16 protein-coding genes are annotated in these 15465 nt (G+C 72.0%); 8 read left to right on the forward strand and 8 right to left on the reverse strand.

The window, feature by feature from the left end; all coding sequences use genetic code 11:
- Positions 1 to 79 precede the first annotated feature (79 nt).
- Together HUT06_RS07125 and HUT06_RS07130 are read left to right on the forward strand one after the other, a co-directional pair.
- Positions 80 to 451 (forward strand): DUF2255 family protein, encoded by a 372-nt coding sequence (locus tag HUT06_RS07125; protein WP_176194982.1) that lies wholly within the window; start codon positions 80 to 82, stop codon positions 449 to 451.
- A 283-nt stretch (positions 452 to 734) separates the two neighbouring features.
- Positions 735 to 1519, forward strand: a protein-coding gene (locus HUT06_RS07130; RefSeq protein WP_176194983.1) for an IS5 family transposase whose coding sequence is annotated in 2 segments (ribosomal slippage) — positions 735 to 1065 and positions 1065 to 1519 — 786 coding nt in all. Because the reading frame shifts where the segments join, the coding sequence is not laid out codon by codon here.
- 15 nt (positions 1520 to 1534) lie between these two features.
- Here the strand turns inward: HUT06_RS07130 and HUT06_RS07135 are convergent.
- A complete protein-coding gene (locus HUT06_RS07135; protein WP_176194984.1) occupies positions 1535 to 1894 on the reverse strand; it encodes a hypothetical protein in 360 nt (119 codons plus the stop codon).
- Between the two features lie 333 nt (positions 1895 to 2227).
- A complete protein-coding gene (locus tag HUT06_RS07140) occupies positions 2228 to 3364 on the reverse strand; it encodes a hypothetical protein (RefSeq protein ID WP_176194985.1) in 1137 nt (378 codons plus the stop codon).
- Between the two features lie 267 nt (positions 3365 to 3631).
- Between HUT06_RS07140 and deoC the strand changes: the two genes are divergently transcribed.
- The 6 genes from deoC (at position 3632) to HUT06_RS07170 (ending at position 9130) form a co-directional block, all read left to right on the forward strand.
- Positions 3632 to 4561, forward strand: a complete 930-nt coding sequence (gene deoC / locus HUT06_RS07145) for a deoxyribose-phosphate aldolase (RefSeq protein ID WP_176194986.1) — start codon at positions 3632 to 3634, stop codon at positions 4559 to 4561.
- A gap of 2 nt (positions 4562 to 4563) precedes the next feature.
- Complete coding sequence (locus tag HUT06_RS07150; protein WP_176194987.1) at positions 4564 to 5994, forward strand: aldehyde dehydrogenase family protein; 1431 nt, start codon at positions 4564 to 4566, stop codon at positions 5992 to 5994.
- The gene (locus HUT06_RS07155; protein WP_176194988.1) at positions 5987 to 6841 is read left to right on the forward strand and encodes an aldehyde dehydrogenase family protein; all 855 of its coding nucleotides are present in this window, start codon (positions 5987 to 5989) and stop codon (positions 6839 to 6841) included. Before HUT06_RS07150 ends, HUT06_RS07155 begins: the two co-directional genes overlap by 8 nt.
- A gap of 82 nt (positions 6842 to 6923) precedes the next feature.
- A complete protein-coding gene (locus HUT06_RS07160; protein WP_176194989.1) occupies positions 6924 to 7865 on the forward strand; it encodes a hypothetical protein in 942 nt (313 codons plus the stop codon).
- A gap of 6 nt (positions 7866 to 7871) precedes the next feature.
- Positions 7872 to 8117: a DUF2630 family protein gene (locus HUT06_RS07165; RefSeq protein ID WP_176194990.1), complete on the forward strand. Its 246-nt coding sequence runs from the start codon at positions 7872 to 7874 to the stop codon at positions 8115 to 8117.
- Positions 8114 to 9130 (forward strand): LLM class flavin-dependent oxidoreductase, encoded by a 1017-nt coding sequence (locus tag HUT06_RS07170; RefSeq protein ID WP_217711233.1) that lies wholly within the window; start codon positions 8114 to 8116, stop codon positions 9128 to 9130. The genes HUT06_RS07165 and HUT06_RS07170 overlap by 4 nt, the downstream gene beginning before the upstream one ends.
- Before the next feature lie 373 nt (positions 9131 to 9503).
- Here HUT06_RS07170 and argS read toward each other — a convergent pair whose 3' ends face one another.
- The 6 genes from argS to HUT06_RS07200 all read right to left on the reverse strand — a co-directional run bounded on the left by argS (position 9504) and on the right by HUT06_RS07200 (position 15089).
- Positions 9504 to 11249 (reverse strand): arginine--tRNA ligase, encoded by a 1746-nt coding sequence (gene argS, locus HUT06_RS07175; RefSeq protein WP_176194991.1) that lies wholly within the window; start codon positions 11247 to 11249, stop codon positions 9504 to 9506.
- 48 nt (positions 11250 to 11297) lie between these two features.
- Positions 11298 to 12503, reverse strand: a complete 1206-nt coding sequence (gene plsX / locus HUT06_RS07180; RefSeq protein ID WP_176194992.1) for a phosphate acyltransferase PlsX — start codon at positions 12501 to 12503, stop codon at positions 11298 to 11300.
- A gap of 126 nt (positions 12504 to 12629) precedes the next feature.
- Positions 12630 to 13046 carry a hypothetical protein gene (locus tag HUT06_RS07185; RefSeq protein ID WP_176194993.1) on the reverse strand — a complete coding sequence of 139 codons (417 nt, stop codon included), beginning with the start codon at positions 13044 to 13046 and terminating at the stop codon, positions 12630 to 12632.
- Between the two features lie 86 nt (positions 13047 to 13132).
- Positions 13133 to 13504, reverse strand: a complete 372-nt coding sequence (locus HUT06_RS07190; RefSeq protein WP_176194994.1) for a hypothetical protein — start codon at positions 13502 to 13504, stop codon at positions 13133 to 13135.
- Positions 13501 to 14364, reverse strand: a complete 864-nt coding sequence (locus HUT06_RS07195; RefSeq protein WP_254715025.1) for an alpha/beta fold hydrolase — start codon at positions 14362 to 14364, stop codon at positions 13501 to 13503. The genes HUT06_RS07190 and HUT06_RS07195 overlap by 4 nt, the downstream gene beginning before the upstream one ends.
- Positions 14361 to 15089 (reverse strand): DUF998 domain-containing protein, encoded by a 729-nt coding sequence (locus HUT06_RS07200; protein WP_176194995.1) that lies wholly within the window; start codon positions 15087 to 15089, stop codon positions 14361 to 14363. Before HUT06_RS07200 ends, HUT06_RS07195 begins: the two co-directional genes overlap by 4 nt.
- Between the last annotated feature and the right edge of the window lie 376 nt (positions 15090 to 15465).

Raw genomic sequence — 15465 nt, forward strand, 5'->3', positions numbered from 1 at the left:
CGGGACGAAGACCCTCAGAACATCGCCAAATTCGCGCAATACGGGCCGCATCGAACGGCTCGCCGGGCATGACCCCGGCATGTCCACTTGGAGCAGTGACGACCTGACCCGCCTCGGCGGCGCCGACGAGATCCAGATCGCGCCGGAGGAGAGCGACGGCACGCTACGGAGCCCGACCACGATCTGGATCGTCCGCAGCGGCGAGGAGATGTACGTGCGCTCGGTCAACGGCCCCGGCGGCCACTGGTACCGGACCGCCGAGAGCACCCACCGTGGCCGGATCCAGGCCGACGGCATGACCGTGGACGTGACGTTCGCCGACGAGACCGACCCGGCCGTCAACGAGCAGGTCGACGCCGCCTACATGGCCAAGTACGGCAGCACCCCCCACGCCGAGCCGATGACCCGCCCCGGCCCCAGGGACACCACCCTCAGACTCTCCCCCCGCTGACGCCCGACCGGGAAGGCGCCGGCTCGGCGATGTCTGCTAGGCGGGCGGCGGTTGGAGGCAATGCCCTCGCCCCCCTGGCAGGCGCGCTGGTGTCCGGATAAGACCTGACCTAGGCGGCGAAAGACTCGACATCGTCCACGACCGAGGCCGAGGCGTCGCGCTGATCTTTCGGCAGATTCAGGCCGGGGTATTAGAGGTCATAACAAAATGTGCATGTAGCGCGACATGTGGTGACGGTCGGGTGTGGTGTGGGCCGGTGCGTAAGGGCGAGCAACCCCCATGGATGGTGCCCGACAGCCTGTGGGAGCGGGTCGAGCCGCTGCTGCCGAAGGTGGAGCGTCGCAAGCGCCACGCCGGGCGTAAGCGGCTGGACGACCGCAAGGTGTTGTGCGGGATCTTGTTCGTGCTGCACACCGGGATCCGGTGGGAGTTCCTGCCCCAGGTGGGGTTCGGGTCGGGGATGACGTGCTGGCGGCGGCTGGCCGAGTGGCATCGGGCTGGGGTGTGGGAGCGTCTGCACCGCCTGCTGCTGGAGGAGCTGCACGCCGCCGGGCAGTTGGACTGGTCCAGGGCGGTGATCGACAGCTCCCATGTCCGGGCTTTGAAGGGCGGCCCAAAACCGGGCCGAGCCCGGTCGACCGCGGCCGGCCGGGCTCCAAGCACCACGTGCTGACCGACGGCCACGGCATCCCGCTCGCCTTGTCGTTGACCGGCGGGAACCGCAACGACGTCACCCAGTTGATGCCATTGCTGGAGGCGGTGCCGCCCGTTCGGGGCCGGGTCGGCCGGCCTCGGAGAAGACCCGGGCGGCTGCTGGCCGACCGCGGCTACGACCACGACAAGTACCGGCGCCTGGTATGGGCCAAGGGCATCAAGCCGGTCATCGCCCGCCGCGGCGCCCCGCACGGGTCCGGGCTGGGCGTCCACCGCTACGTGGTCGAGCGCACCATCGGCCTGCTGCACTGGTTCCGCCGCTTGCGCATCCGCTGGGAGATCCGCGACGACATCCACGAAGCCTTCATGACCCTCGCCGCAGCCATCATCTGCTGGCGACGCCTCGTCCGCTGATTCTGTTACGACCTCTTAGGCCGAGGCGAGCTCTTGGGCCTTCGCGAACTGGACCTGGACCGGCATTTCGCTCACGGTCGGCCAGTCCGGGGTAGCGCCGCCGGCAGCATGCGCGGCTGTGCGTATGAGGTCCAGAGCGCGTTGCAGAGCGGCGGTGGGGTCCGCCGTGTTGAGGACCAGCAGTTCGATGGTGATGGTGCTCGTCTCGGCGTTGGTGCTGACGGCTGAGTCGGTGAAGTCGCTGTTGCAGTCCTCAAGCCGAAGAAGCTCCTCCATCACCCGCCGGCCGTGGGCGTGGACGTCTTCAATCGTGGTCCCCGGTGCCAGGAGCAGTTGGAACTCAAGGCAAAGCTGGGACCGTTCAGATTTGCTCATGGTCCTTCCTCCTCCTCGGGGTTCGCCGGTGAGCAGACCCTCTGGCACCAGCTCACTGCTTGTCTGAAGTAGTTCGGGTTCGATGGGGTGAGGTGTACCTGGCGCTGGTGCAGACCACACGGACACTTGACGGTGTAGTACCTAGGCGGATCCTCCACGCGCCAGTCCATAGCTGCGATCTGCCGCAGCGCATCCTCGCCTTCCTTTTTGGGATGCTTCTTCCAATTGGTCAACTGCCTGTCGCCTTTGAGTGTACGTACCCGGTGTGGCCGCAGCCATAGCGCCCCCCGTGATTGACCTGTAACGCTCGGCAACGATACGTGGTCGGCGCCATCAGCACCCCGGCTTCTGGACACAATGCACCCGAGGTCCTCGAAGCCCGCCTCCGAGTGCGGCGGGTTCTGGCGGTGCTTTGGGGACGTCCTCGATCTGGGCGAGGAGGGCCTCCAGGCCGGGGATCTTGGCGGTGTCGAGGGGCTTGACGGAGGTGGAGAGGTTGCCGGACGCGGTCGTGCGCACTGAGCAGTCGACGTCCTCGGCGATGTCCAGGAAGCGCAGCGCGTCTTCCGCGCGGCGCCATGGGACGGAGGCCACGGCCTGGCGCGTCCAGCGGCCGTAGGCGACGATGCCGAGGCGCTGCGTGTCGGGCATGCGGGTCAGGACGGCGAGGTCGATCGCCATGATGCCGGGCGCGGTCGCGAACGCCTCGTTGAGAGCGGCGACGATGTTGGAGCCCATGGACGTGAGCCACCACAGCAACCGGTCGCGCTTCGTCATCGCCTTCAACGTCGGACGGCCGGCGGAGGTCAGGCCCGGGGCCTGGGTCGGGAGCGCGTCCAAGTCGGGCTGGCGGATCACGATCGACAGGACCGTCCCGTCGAGACCGACCGCGCTGCCGGCGGCCGGGTTGTCGGAGAACGCGGTGTTGACCGCTTCGCAGACGGTGTCCTCGTCGTTGTCGTTCAGGGCCCGCCACCACTCGTCGGCGGCTGCGTGCAGCTGCCGGTAGACGTCGTTGAGGCGGGCCTGCTCGGCGGCCAGGTAGGCGGGCGCGTCCTGCTCGGCGGCATGACGGGCCGCGGCGCGGTCCGCGCGGGCGAAGCGGCCGATGCCCGCGAGGTGGAACGCCTGTGCCTCCGCCAGGGCCCAGGGGAGTGCCAACTGCGGCGGGGGCGGCACGAACGGTGGTCGCGCCTGCGGGAACGTCTGGAGGTGGACGCCGGTCGTCTGGCGCCGCAGTTCCTCCAGGTGCGCGATCGCCGCGTCCCGCTGCGCGTCCTGCTCGGCGCGTTCGGCTTGGCGGCGGGCTCGTTCGAGCTGGGCAGGGGCCGGGCCGACGGTGCGGGGACGCGCCGGGCGCTTCGCGGTGGAACGACGCCGGGACCCGCCCACCGAAGTCGAAGCGAAGAACGGCCCCATGCCGCTGGAGACGGTCGTCCTGCGTCCGCCGCCTACATGGACGCGTGCCACGCGCGGTCCGACGGACGTCCGTACGCCCCGGCTCGACACGCGTACGCTCATCCCCGGCACGCCCACACGGAACCCGAACCCCATCGTCCACCTCCGTCGTCCCTGGTGGGACGCGTGAGGGGTCGGGTCGGTGTACCTGGTGGGGGACGCGTGGCGCGCCGCCGAGACGGTCGAGTTGCTCGGTTCCGGCCCCGAGGGGTGGACGGCGACATCGCTTCGTTAGGTGTCTGTTTTGTGCCGGGGACGTAGTTCGGCGATGCTGTGGGAGTGTCAACGGAGACTCTCAACGGCGCCGCCGAGCTGCGCGCCTTCCTGCACGGCCTGCCGGGCGTGGACCGGGTGGGCGCCGAGGAGCGGGCCGCGCGGCTGGCCACCAGGTCGATCAAGACGACCGCGAAGGCCGAGGCGATCGACCTGGCGATCTCGATGGTGGACCTGACCACGCTGGAAGGCGCGGACACGCCAGGGAAGGTGCGGGCGCTGTGCGCCAAGGCCGCCCACCCGGACCCGGCGGACGCGTCGGTGCCGACGGTCGCGGCGGTCTGCGTCTACCCGGACATGGTGGACACCGCCGTCCGGGCCCTGGCGGGGACGGGCATCGGCGTCGCGAGCGTGGCGACGGCGTTCCCGGCGGGCCGGGCGCCGCTGGAGGCCAAGCTCGCCGACACGCGGGCCGCCGTCGCGGCGGGCGCGGCGGAGATCGACATGGTGATCGACCGCGGCGCGTTCCTGGCCGGCGACTACGCCAAGGTGTTCGACGAGATCACCGCGGTCAAGGAGGCCTGCGGGGACGCTCACCTGAAGGTGATCCTGGAGACGGGCGAGCTGGCGACCTACGACAACGTGCGGCGGGCGTCGTGGCTCGCGATGCGGGCCGGGGCCGACTTCATCAAGACGTCCACGGGCAAGGTGGCGCCGGCGGCGACGCTGCCGGTCACGCTGGTGATGCTGGAGGCCGTCCGCGACTACCGCGCGGCCACCGGGCGGCAGGTCGGCGTCAAGCCGGCCGGCGGCATCAAGACCACCAAGGACGCGATCAAGTACCTGGTGCTGGTGAACGAGACCGCCGGCCCGGACTGGCTGACCCCCGAGTGGTTCCGGCTCGGCGCGTCCAGCGTGCTGAACGACCTGCTCATGCAGCGCCGCAAGCTGGCCACCGGCGTGTATTCCGGTCCCGACTACTTCACCCTGGACTGACCATGGTCTTCGAGTACGCGCCGGCGCCCGAGTCGCGGGCGGTCGTCGACATCCGCGCCTCCTACGGGCTGTTCATCGGCGGCGAGTTCACCGACGGGCACGGCGAGCCGTTCAAGTCGGTCAACCCGGCGGACGAGAGCGTCCTGGCCGACATCGCCTGCGCCGACGAGGGCGACGTCGACCGCGCCGTGAAGGCCGCGCGCACGGCCTTCGACAAGGTGTGGGGCCCGATGCCCGGCCGGGAGCGCGCCAAGTACCTGTACCGGATCGCCCGGATCGTCCAGGAGCGGTCGCGGGAACTGGCGGTGCTGGAGTCGATCGACAACGGCAAGCCGATCCGCGAGTCCCGGGACGTGGACGTGCCGCTGGTCGCGGCCTGGTTCTTCTACTACGCGGGATGGGCCGACAAGCTCCCCTACGCCGGGTTCGGGCCCGACCCGAAGCCGGTGGGCGTCGCGGGGCAGGTGATCCCGTGGAACTTCCCGCTGCTGATGCTGGCCTGGAAGATCGCGCCCGCGCTGGCCTGCGGCAACACGGTGGTGCTCAAGCCCGCCGAGACGACGCCGCTGACCGCGCTGCTGTTCGCCGACATCTGCCGGCAGGCCGAACTGCCGCCGGGCGTCGTCAACATCGTCACCGGCGCCGGGGAGACGGGCCGCGCGCTGGTGGAGCACGAGGGCGTCGACAAGGTCGCCTTCACCGGGTCCACCGAGGTGGGACGGCGGATCGCCCGCTCCCTGGCGGGGACCGGCAAGAAGCTCACCCTGGAGCTCGGCGGCAAGGCCGCCAACATCGTCTACGCGGACGCGGCGCTAGACCAGGCCGTCGAGGGCATCGTCAACGGGATCTTCTTCAACCAGGGCCACGTGTGCTGCGCCGGGTCGCGGCTGCTCGTCCAGGAGTCGGTCGCCGACGAGGTGCTGGAGCGGCTGAAGGTGCGGATGGCGACGCTGCGCGTCGGCGACCCGCTCGACAAGAACACCGACGTCGGCGCGATCAACTCGGCCGCGCAGCTCGCGAAGATCAAGGAGCTGTCGGAGGCGGGGGAGAGCGAGGGCGCCGAGCGGTGGTCGCCGCCGTGCGAGCTGCCGTCCCAGGGGTTCTGGTTCGCGCCGACGATCTTCACGGGCGTCGCGCAGTCGCACCGGATCGCGCGTGAGGAGATCTTCGGGCCGGTGCTGTCGGTGCTGACGTTCCGCACCCCGGACGAGGCCGTCACCAAGGCCAACAACAGCCCCTACGGGCTGTCGGCCGGCATCTGGACCGAGAAGGGCTCCCAGATCCTCTGGACGGCGCAGCGGCTGCGCGCCGGGGTCGTGTGGGCCAACACGTTCAACAAGTTCGACCCGGCCTCCCCGTTCGGCGGCTACAAGGAATCGGGGTTCGGCCGCGAGGGCGGACGCCACGGACTGGAGGCCTACCTCAATGCCTGACCGTCTCGCCGTCCGCAAGACCTACAAGCTGTTCATCGGCGGCGCGTTCCCCCGATCGGAGTCCGGCAGGTCGTACGTGGTCACCGACGCCAAGGGCCGTTTCGTCGCCAACGCCTCGCAGGCGTCCCGCAAGGACGCCCGGGACGCGGTCGTCGCCGCGCGCAAGGCGTTCCCCGGCTGGTCCGGGCGCACCGCCTACAACCGCGGCCAGATCCTGTACCGGGTCGCCGAGATGCTGGAGGGCCGCCGCGACCAGTTCGTGGACGAGCTGCGCCAGGCCGGCGCCTCCAAGAGCGCCGCGGGCGCCGAGGCGGACGCCGCCGTCGACCGGTGGGTCTGGTACGCGGGCTGGGCCGACAAGCTGAGCGCCGTCGCCGGTGCCGCCAACCCGGTGTCCGGGCCGTTCTTCAACTTCTCCACGCCCGAGCCGACGGGCGTCGTCGCCGTCGTCGCGCCCGACTCGCCGCTGCTCGGGCTGGTGTCGGTGGTGGCGCCCGCGATCGTGTCCGGCAACACCGCCGTGGTGGTCGCCTCCGAGCCCGCGCCGCTGCCGTCCATCACCCTCGCCGAGGTACTGGCGACGTCCGACCTGCCGGGCGGCGTCGTCAACGTCCTCACCGGCCGCCGCGCGGAGATCGCGCCCTGGCTGGCGACCCACATGGACGTCAACGCCATCGACCTCGCCGGCGTCCCGGACGACCAGGTCGCCGGCCTGGAGGAGAAGGCCGCCGAGAACCTGAAACGCGTGCTGCGCCCTGCGGAGACCGACTGGACCGAGGAGCCGGGAACCGCCCGTATGACGGCTTTTCTGGAGACGAAGACCGTCTGGCACCCGGTGGGCGTCTAATTCGATATGACGCTTCGCGTGTAGAGGGTCACAAAGTGTGGAATAGATCTCCCCGTAACTGATCATTTCGGGGGGGAGATCAGTGGCAACCAAAACCGCATCGCGCACGACCGCGAGCCGAGGGACGGCCGGTCGCGCGAAGAGCACATCAGGCAAGTCCACCACCGCCAAGAAGCCGGCGGCCAAGCGGACGTCGGCGGCGAGCTCGTCGTCCCGGTCGACCACGACCAGGTCGACGGGGACCAAGAGCAGCACGGCGAAGAAGTCGACGTCGTCCAGCCGGACGTCGTCGGCCGCCGCGACCCGCGTGACCAAGGCCGCGAGCCAGGCCAAGACCGCCGCGACGCAGATGAAGTCCGTGGCGACCAAGGCGTCCTCGTCGGCCAAGGCCATGACGGCGATGACCAAGGCGATGACCAGCGCGACCAAGGCGATGTCCGACGCCGCGAAGGCGATGGACGCGGCGGCGAAGGTCATCACCACCACCGCCAAGTCGAGCACGGCGAAGAAGAGCACGCCGGCGAGCAAGAGCTCGTCCAAGGCGAGCACCTCGAAGTCGGGCACGGCGAAGTCGGGGACGTCCAAGGCGAAGGCGAGCACGTCCAAGTCGGGCTCGTCCCGCAAGACGACCTCGGCGGCGTCCAGCCGGTCGCGGCCGACGACCTCGGCCCGGACGAGCACGTCGAAGTCCGGCACGTCGCGGTCGAGCACGGCGAAGTCGAAGCCGTCGAGCACCGCCAAGAAGGCGTCCGCGCCCAAGTCGCGGACCTCCGCGGCCCGCAAGACGACCTCGTCCAGGACCACCGCCAGCACCAAGTCGGGGTCCAGGTCGGGGTCGTCCACGCGGTCCACCACGGCCCGCAAGACGCCCGCCCGCCGCGCGATGGAGGCGGCGGGGACCACCGCCGCGGCCGCGCGGCCCGCGTCCTCGATGGTCGAGCCGAAGACCGGCCCGTTCCAGCACTCGACGCGGAGCGAGGGCGGGTTCCTCAGCGGGCTCACCAACGCCGGCCGCGAGCGCTGAGAGCCGATGAACGAGAAGGACATCCTCGCGCGCATCGACGAGTTCGTCGGCGAGGAGCAGCGGCTCCGCGAGCGCTACCAGCGCGACGAGTTGGGGCGCGAGGAGGAGCACCGGCGGCTGGAACAGCTGGAGGTGGCCCTCGACCAGTGCTGGGACCTGCTGCGCCGCCGCAGGGCCCGGTTGGAGGCCGGTCAGGACCCGGACGCCGCCGGCGTCCGGCCGCCGGACGAGGTTGAGGGCTACCTGCAGTGACGCCGCCGCACCCGCCGCGCCGGCGGCTGCGGTTCGGCGCCTGCCTCGACCCGGCCGCCGCCGCCCCGCTGCTGCGCACCGCGCAGGACGCCGACCGCTACGGCCTCGACCTGCTCGGCGTCCGCGACCTGCCGCACCGGCGCGGCACCGCCGACGCGCTCACGCTGCTGGCGGCCGTGCTGGCCGGCACGTCCCGGATCCGGGCACTGCCCGCGGTGGCGTGCCTGCCGCTGCGCCCGCCCGCCGCGCTCGCCAAGGCCATCGCGACGATGGACCTGCTCAGCGGCGGCCGCGTCGAACTCGGCCTCGGCGCCGGCGCCGACCCGGCCGGCATCGAGGCCTACGGCGGCACCCGGCCCGGCGGCGCGGCGGCGCTCCGCGCCCTGGAAGAGGCCGTGCGGCTCATCCGGCTGCACTGGAGCGACCAGGCCGGACTCCGCTTCGACGGCGACCACTACCGGTTCGCCGCCGCGGACGCCGGCCCGGCCCCGCAGCGGCAGATCGGCGTCTGGCTCGGCGTCACCGGCCCGCGCGGCATCGACCTCGCCGGCCGGATCGCCGACGGCTGGATCGCACCGTCGTCCCGCGTCCCGCCCAAACGCCTCGCCGACGGCCGCCGCCGCCTCGACGACGCCGCCACCCAGTCCGGCCGCGACCCGGCCGCCATCCGCCGCGTCTACATCCTCGAAGGCACCCTGGACGGACGCGACTCCCACGGCTTCCTGCACGGCCCACCCCGCCAGTGGGTCTACGAACTCACCGAACTCGCCATCGGCCACGGCGTCGACACATTCCTGTACGCCGGCGACCCGGCAGACCTCCCGGTCTTCGCCCTGGAGGTCGTCCCGGCAGTGCGGGAGAAGGTAGCCGAAGAACGGGGGGTGTCTGTGTCTACCCAGGGGGGCGACCCCCTGGAACCCCCGCCACGGGCGGGAGGCCGTTTCCCCGATCCGCTGGCGCGTCTCGGTGAAACAGCCTCCCGCCCGGCGGGCCGGACGGCCTCCGGGCGCTAGGGCGCCCTCCGGCCGTCCGACCCGTGCTGTGTTGGCCCAGGGGGGCGACCCCCTGGAACCCCCGTCGCGAGCCGGTCGATCCTCACGCCACGGTTCTGGTGTGTTGTGACCGTGCGGGTTGTCGTCGTGTCGCTGCGGTCGCCCGGCTCGGCGGGTCGTGCGGCCTGCGGGCGCTAGGGCGCCCTCCGGCCGCCCGACCCGTGCTGTGTTGGCCCAGGGGGGCGACCCCCTGGAACCCCCGCCCGGTCGGCGGGCCGTTTCCCGATCCGCTGGCGCGTCTCGTGAAACAGCCCGCCGACCGGCGGGTCGGGCGACCTGCGGGCGCTAGGGCGCCCTCCGGCCGCCCGACCCGTGAGGCGGTGGTTGGGGTTTCTTACATGCGTTCTGGGGTTGGGACGCCTAGGAGGTGTAGGCCTGTTTCCAGGGTGCGCAGTGTTGCTGCGCACAGGGCCAGGCGGGACTCCTTTGTCGCCTCGTCCGGGGCCTTCAGGACCGGGCAGTTCTCGTGGAAGGTCGTGTAGGCGTCGGCGACCGCGTAGACGTAGGACGCCAGCCGGTGCGGCTCGGCGGTGTCGCCGGCCTGCTTCAGGACGGCGCCGAAGCCGAGCAGTTCGAGGGCGAGGGACCGCTCGGCGGGGTGGCCGAGCGTGATCGGGCCGGTCGCGTCCTCGACGGTGACGCCGCCCTTGCGGAAGATCGACCGGATCCGGGCCGCCGCGTACTGCAGGTACGGGCCCGTCTTGCCGTGGAACGAGATCATCCGGTCGAAGTCGAAGACGTACTCGCTGTCGCGCGCCACCGACAGGTCGGCGTACTTCACCGCGCCGATGCCGACCGCCTGCACGATGGCCGCGCGGGTCTCGTCGTCGAACGAGTCGTCGTGCTGTACCTCGTCGAACGCGGCGCCGGCGCGTTCTACGGCCTCGTCGAGGAGTTCGGCTAGTTTGACGGTGCCGCCGGCCCTGGTGCGGAGGATCTTGCCGTCGGTGCCGAGGACGTTGCCGATCTGCGCGTGGTCGGCCTGGACCTCGTCGCTCAGCCAGCCCGCCATCCGGGCGACGGCGAAGACCATCTGGAAGTGCAGGGACTGCGGCGCGCCCACGACGTAGATCATCCGGTCGACGTGCTCGGTGTCGACCCGGTACCGGATGGTGGCGAGGTCGGTGCTGGAGTAGTTGTAGCCGCCGTCGCTCTTGCGGATGATCACGGGCAGCGGCTCGCCCTCGCGGCCGGTGAAGCCGGGCGGGAACGCGCACAGCGCCCCGTCGCTGATCACCGCGATGCCCTTGTCCTCCAGTTCCCGGACGGTCGGGGCCAGCAGGTCGTTGTAGAAGCTCTCGCCCTTGATGTCGTCGTCGGTGAGGGTGACGCCGAGCCGCCCGTAGACGGCGTTGAAGTACCGCTTGGACACGTCCACGAGGACGTTCCACAGCCGCAGGGTCTCGGCGTCGCCGGCCTGGAGGGCGACGACCCGCCGCCGGGACCGGTCGGCGAACTCCTCGTCGCCGTCGAACTTCTCCCGCGCGGCCTGGTAGAACGCGGTCAGGTCGCTGACGGACGAGTCGTCCCGCGCGGCGGCGTCCTCGCCGAGGTCGAGCAGGTGCTCGATCAGCATGCCGAACGGGGTGCCCCAGTCGCCGACGTGGTTGTCCCGGACGACGTCGTGGCCGAGGAACGCCAGGATCCGGGCGATGGCGTCGCCGACGATCGTGGTCCGCAGGTGGCCGACGTGCATCTCCTTCGCCACGTTCGGCGAGGAGTACTCGACGACGGTCTTCTGCGGCCGCTCGACCGCGGGGACGCCGAGCCGCGCGTCCTCCAGGGCGTGCTGCGCCTGGGCGGCGATCCAGCCGTCGCTGAGCGTCAGGTTGATGAAGCCCGGCCCGCTGACCTCGACGTTCGCCACGACGTCGGCGGTGTCGAGGTTCTTGACGATCTCGTCGGCCACGTCTCGCGGCTTGCGGCCCAGCTTCTTGGCCAGCGGCAGTGCCACGTTGGCCTGAAGGTCGGCGAACTGCGACGGCCGGATGACCGGGTCGGCGTCCGCGTATGACGGTCCGAAGGCGGCGCTCAGCGCGGCCTGGACCCGAGCGGCGAGTACGAGTTGCGGATCGGGCATGTCCCAAGGTTATCGGCGAGGGGCCGCCGGCCGGACCCGGTTTTCCCGCTACTGCGGGTCGGTGCGGTCGGGGACGGTGTCGCCCGCGGGCCCGCTGACCGGCTGCCGGGGCGGCGGCGGGCCCTCGACGGGCTGCTCCGGGGGTTTGTCCGGCGGTCTGTCGCCGTCGCGCTCGCCGTGCGTCCAGCGGCCGAACCGGGAGGTGCGGGTCGCGGCGACCTGCTCGCGGATCCGCTCGACGATCCGCCCGGCGGCGAGGCGGTGCGCCAGTTCGCACGCCGAGGTGATCGCGCGGGCGCGGGAGGCGCCGTGCGCGATCACGACGGTGCCGTTCAGGCCGAGCAGGACGCCGCCGCCGTAGGTGTCGGGGTCGAGCCGGTCGCGGAGGTCCTGGAGGCGGCGCCGCTGGAGCAGCGCGCCCATCCGCGCCGCCGGGGTGGCGGTCATCGCGTCGCGGATCTCGCTGAACGCGGCGCCGATCGTCCCCTCCATCGTCTTGAGCGCGATGTTGCCGGTGAACCCGTCGGTGACGATGACGTCGACCCGCCCGGCGAGCAGGTCGTGGCCCTCCACGTTGCCGGCGAACTCGATGCCGTGGCTGCCGCCCGCGAGCAGCTCGTGGGCCCGCTTGGCGAGCTTGTTGCCCTTGCCCGCCTCGGCGCCGATGTTGAGCAGCCCCACGGTCGGACGGTCGGGGCCGAGCAGGATCTGCGCGTAGGCGGTGCCGAGGGCGGCGAACTGGACGAGCGTCTCCGCCTTGACGTCGGCGGTGGCGCCCGCGTCCAGCAGGATCGTCGGGCGCGGGCGGGTCGGCAGCGTCACCGCGATGGCCGGGCGCAGCACGCCCTGCTGGCCCTTCAGCCGCAGCCGCGACGTCGCCACCACCCCGGCGGTGCTGCCCGCCGAGACCAGGGCCGACGCCCGGCCCTGCTTGATCAGGTGGCAGGCGATCGCGATGGACGAGCGGGGCTTGCGCCAGCTCGCGAGCGCGCCCTCGCCCATGTCGAGCGCCTCGTCGGCGTGCACGATCGGGATCTTGCCGATATAGCCGTACCGGTCGAGCTCCCGGCGGATCCGCGGGGCCTGCCCGACCAGCACGAGCCGGACGCCGTGCTCGCGGACGGCGTCCACCGCGCCGGCGATGATCTCCCCGGGGGCGTGGTCGCCGCCCATCGTGTCGACCGCGACCGGCAGCGGAGGCGGCGGCACGCGGCGCGGCGCCCCGGCACGCGACGGCTCGCCAGTGCCGGTCATGGCCGCTCCAGGGAGATGGAAGGAAAAAGCGGTGTGCCGCAACAACGCAGCTCATCGCATCGTATGGCGTTCCTTCACCTGCCTTGGCAGCGCCCGGCCGGAGTGGCGATCATCACCTTCCGGGCGTCAGCCGCGGCCGCCGGCCTCCTGGCTGTGGCAGTCGGCGCCCAGGCAGGTCGCGTTCTCCACGACCGGGCGGCCGCCCACGAGGATCGTGTAGTAGGTCTTGGCGGTCTGCTTCTCGCCGCTGCCGAGGACCTCGACGCGCTTGCTGTCGGACGTGGTGCCGGTGCACGAGACGCGCAGCCGCTCCTTCGTCCAGCCGGGCAGGTCGGCGCACTTGAGCGGCGCGGCGAGCGTCACGCCCCGCTGGTGCAGCTCGGCGGCGGCGGTGACCGGCAGCGCGCTGCGCAGCGCGGCCTGCGTCTTGTACTTCAGCTCCTTGCCGCCGGACAGCGCCAGGTACGAGACCCCGCCGGCGAGGGCGAGCACGATGAGCGCGGCGGACCCCAGGATCAGGGCCTTCTTGCGACTTATCTTCACAACGGCTAAGTCACCGACAGTACGGGCTTGTATGCGTCGAGTGGTGGGTTTTTGAGGTCCGCAGGTGGATTCGTTGCCGTCCGGGGTCAGGTGTTCGGGTGCTCGCAGCCGAGGCCGAGGCAGTGCTTGCGCAGCACCTCGCGCCCGCCGACCGTGACCACGTAGCTCTCGCGCGGACGGTCGGTGTCGGCGTTGTAGGCGACCCCTTCAACGGTGACCGGTTCCCCGGCCGTGGTGCGGGCCGTGCAGGCCACCCGCACCACGGAACCGGTGGCGGGCACCGGCGACTCGCAGGCGGGGCGCTCCCGCAGCGCGATGCCGCGGACCTCGAGCTCGTCCACGACCCCGTCGGAGACCGCGTTGCGGTACGCGCCCTCCGAGATGCGCTGCATCACCTTGCAGCCCGACATGGTCAGGGCGAGCAGGACCGCCAGGACGAGGACCGGCCCCCTTCTCATGCGGACTCCCTGACCCGGCCGGCGCGGGCGACCGCGTCGGCGACCACGTCGGGACGGTCGAGCGGGACCATGTGCAGGGCGTCGGGCAGCTCGATCCGGCTGCCGTGCGGGCTCATCCGGGCGAGCCGCTCGTGGCCGTCGGCCCAGTCGCGCCTGCGGTCCGGGTCGTGGACGTCGCCGAGCGCGGTCACCACGACGAGTGGGACGGGCGGGAACGGGCGCCGCTCCCGCAGCCGGGCCAGGTCGGCGGCCATCTCGCGGTAGGCCAGCTCCTCCGCGATCACCGTGCCGATCACCGTTCCGCGCCCGTACGCCGACCGGACGACGCGGCGCGGGACGGCCTCGTCCCGGCGGCTGGTGTGCTTGAGGACCAGCCGCCGCCCGAGCGGCCCGGCGACCTTCGCCACGCGGGTCGCGCCGAGGACCGTGCCGGTCGCCGTGGCCAGCGGGGTCAGCGCGGCGGCCGTCCGGACGCGTACGCGCGGGTCGTGCTCGAAGCTGGGGTCGAGCAGCACCAGCCCCCGGACGAGCCGGGGCCGCAGCCGGGCCAGGGCCTCGGCGGGGAACGCGGCCATCGAGTGCGCGAGGACGGTCACCGGCGCGCCCGCCCGTTCCGCCAGCGCCTCCAGGATCGCGGTGTCGCGGCGCAGCGACGGCGGCGCGACCGCGGCCGGGCTGAGCCCGAGGCCGGGGCGGTCGAACACCGTCACCCGGTACCCGGCCCGCAGCTGCTCGACGCTGGGCGTCCAGTCGAACCACGCGCCGCCCAGCCCGGACGTCAGCAGCAGCGGCGGCCCGCCCGGCGGGCCGGACTCGACCACATGGACCTGCTCGCGCCCGACGTTCACGAGTCGACTCACAGCCGGGCCCCCTCCGTCACGGCGGCGGTGTCGTCCCGCGCGGCGCGCGCCGCCTCCCGCCGGTCGGCGTACAGCGCCCAGGCGATGACCAGCAGGCCGAGGACGAGGATGCTGATCTGAACGCGCTGGACGACCCCGAGCCACTGCCCCAGGTACATCGCGACGAGCGTGCCGAGCGCCGACACCGACTCGGCGAGCGCGAGCAGCCAGCCCCAGCGGGCGAGCGCCGGCCACCAGCCGTAGCGGCGGGCGGCGAGCGAGAGCAGCAGCAGCGCGGCGACCCCGCAGACGATCACGGCGCTGCTGGTCACCGAGTGGAACTCGTGGGAGAACGACACGTGCTCGGAGCGCTCCCGCAGCGCGCACCAGGTCTCCAGGCTGGGCGCGCAGTCCAGCGGGAAGGACGCGTCGCCGATCGCGCAGACGCCGAACAGCCCGAGGAACGCCCAGCCCGCGGTGGCGAGGGGCCTGCGGGTGAGCCTGCGCAGCGTGCCGGCCGCCACCATGATCGACAGCACTCCGGTGATGAGGTCGCCCGCGCTGTAGACGAGGTGGAACGGCTGGTCGGCGGCCGACAGCTCGCTGACGTAGCCGTTGAAGAAGTCGAGCTTGGGGCTGAGGAGGTTCTCCAGCACGAAGGTCGAGTAGGTGATCCCGGCGATCGTCGCGAGGACGACCAGCCGCAGCGGGACGACGCCCGGCCCGTCCCGTTCGACAGCGTCCACCGGCCCCCCTCACGCCGCGTGACCGCGTGCGTGCCCTGCCGCACGCCCCGGTCCCGCCGCTTCGGTCCTGCCCGCCCCGCCCAGTATTTCCCAAGATCGCGGCTTGCGGGGACCGGGGCGCCTGTTGCGGCGTATCCGCTGGTAGTGCCGGTGCGGCGGCGGTCGCGGCGGCGGTCGCGGCGGCGGCTGTGGCGAAACTCACCGCCAGGCGACGAAGGAGTTACCGCCGGATGACGGAGAAGTTGACGTGCCGTAGTCGTTGTACTCGGGACGGTATGTCACAGATGATGTCGAGGCGATTCGTCTGGATCGTCCTTGACCAGCCTTTGTCCCGGCCCGGTAGGGGGTATCAATTCGGCATGAACCCGTATCAAAG

The sequence above is a fragment of the Actinomadura sp. NAK00032 genome (genome assembly GCF_013364275.1).
Lineage (GTDB): Bacteria > Actinomycetota > Actinomycetes > Streptosporangiales > Streptosporangiaceae > Spirillospora.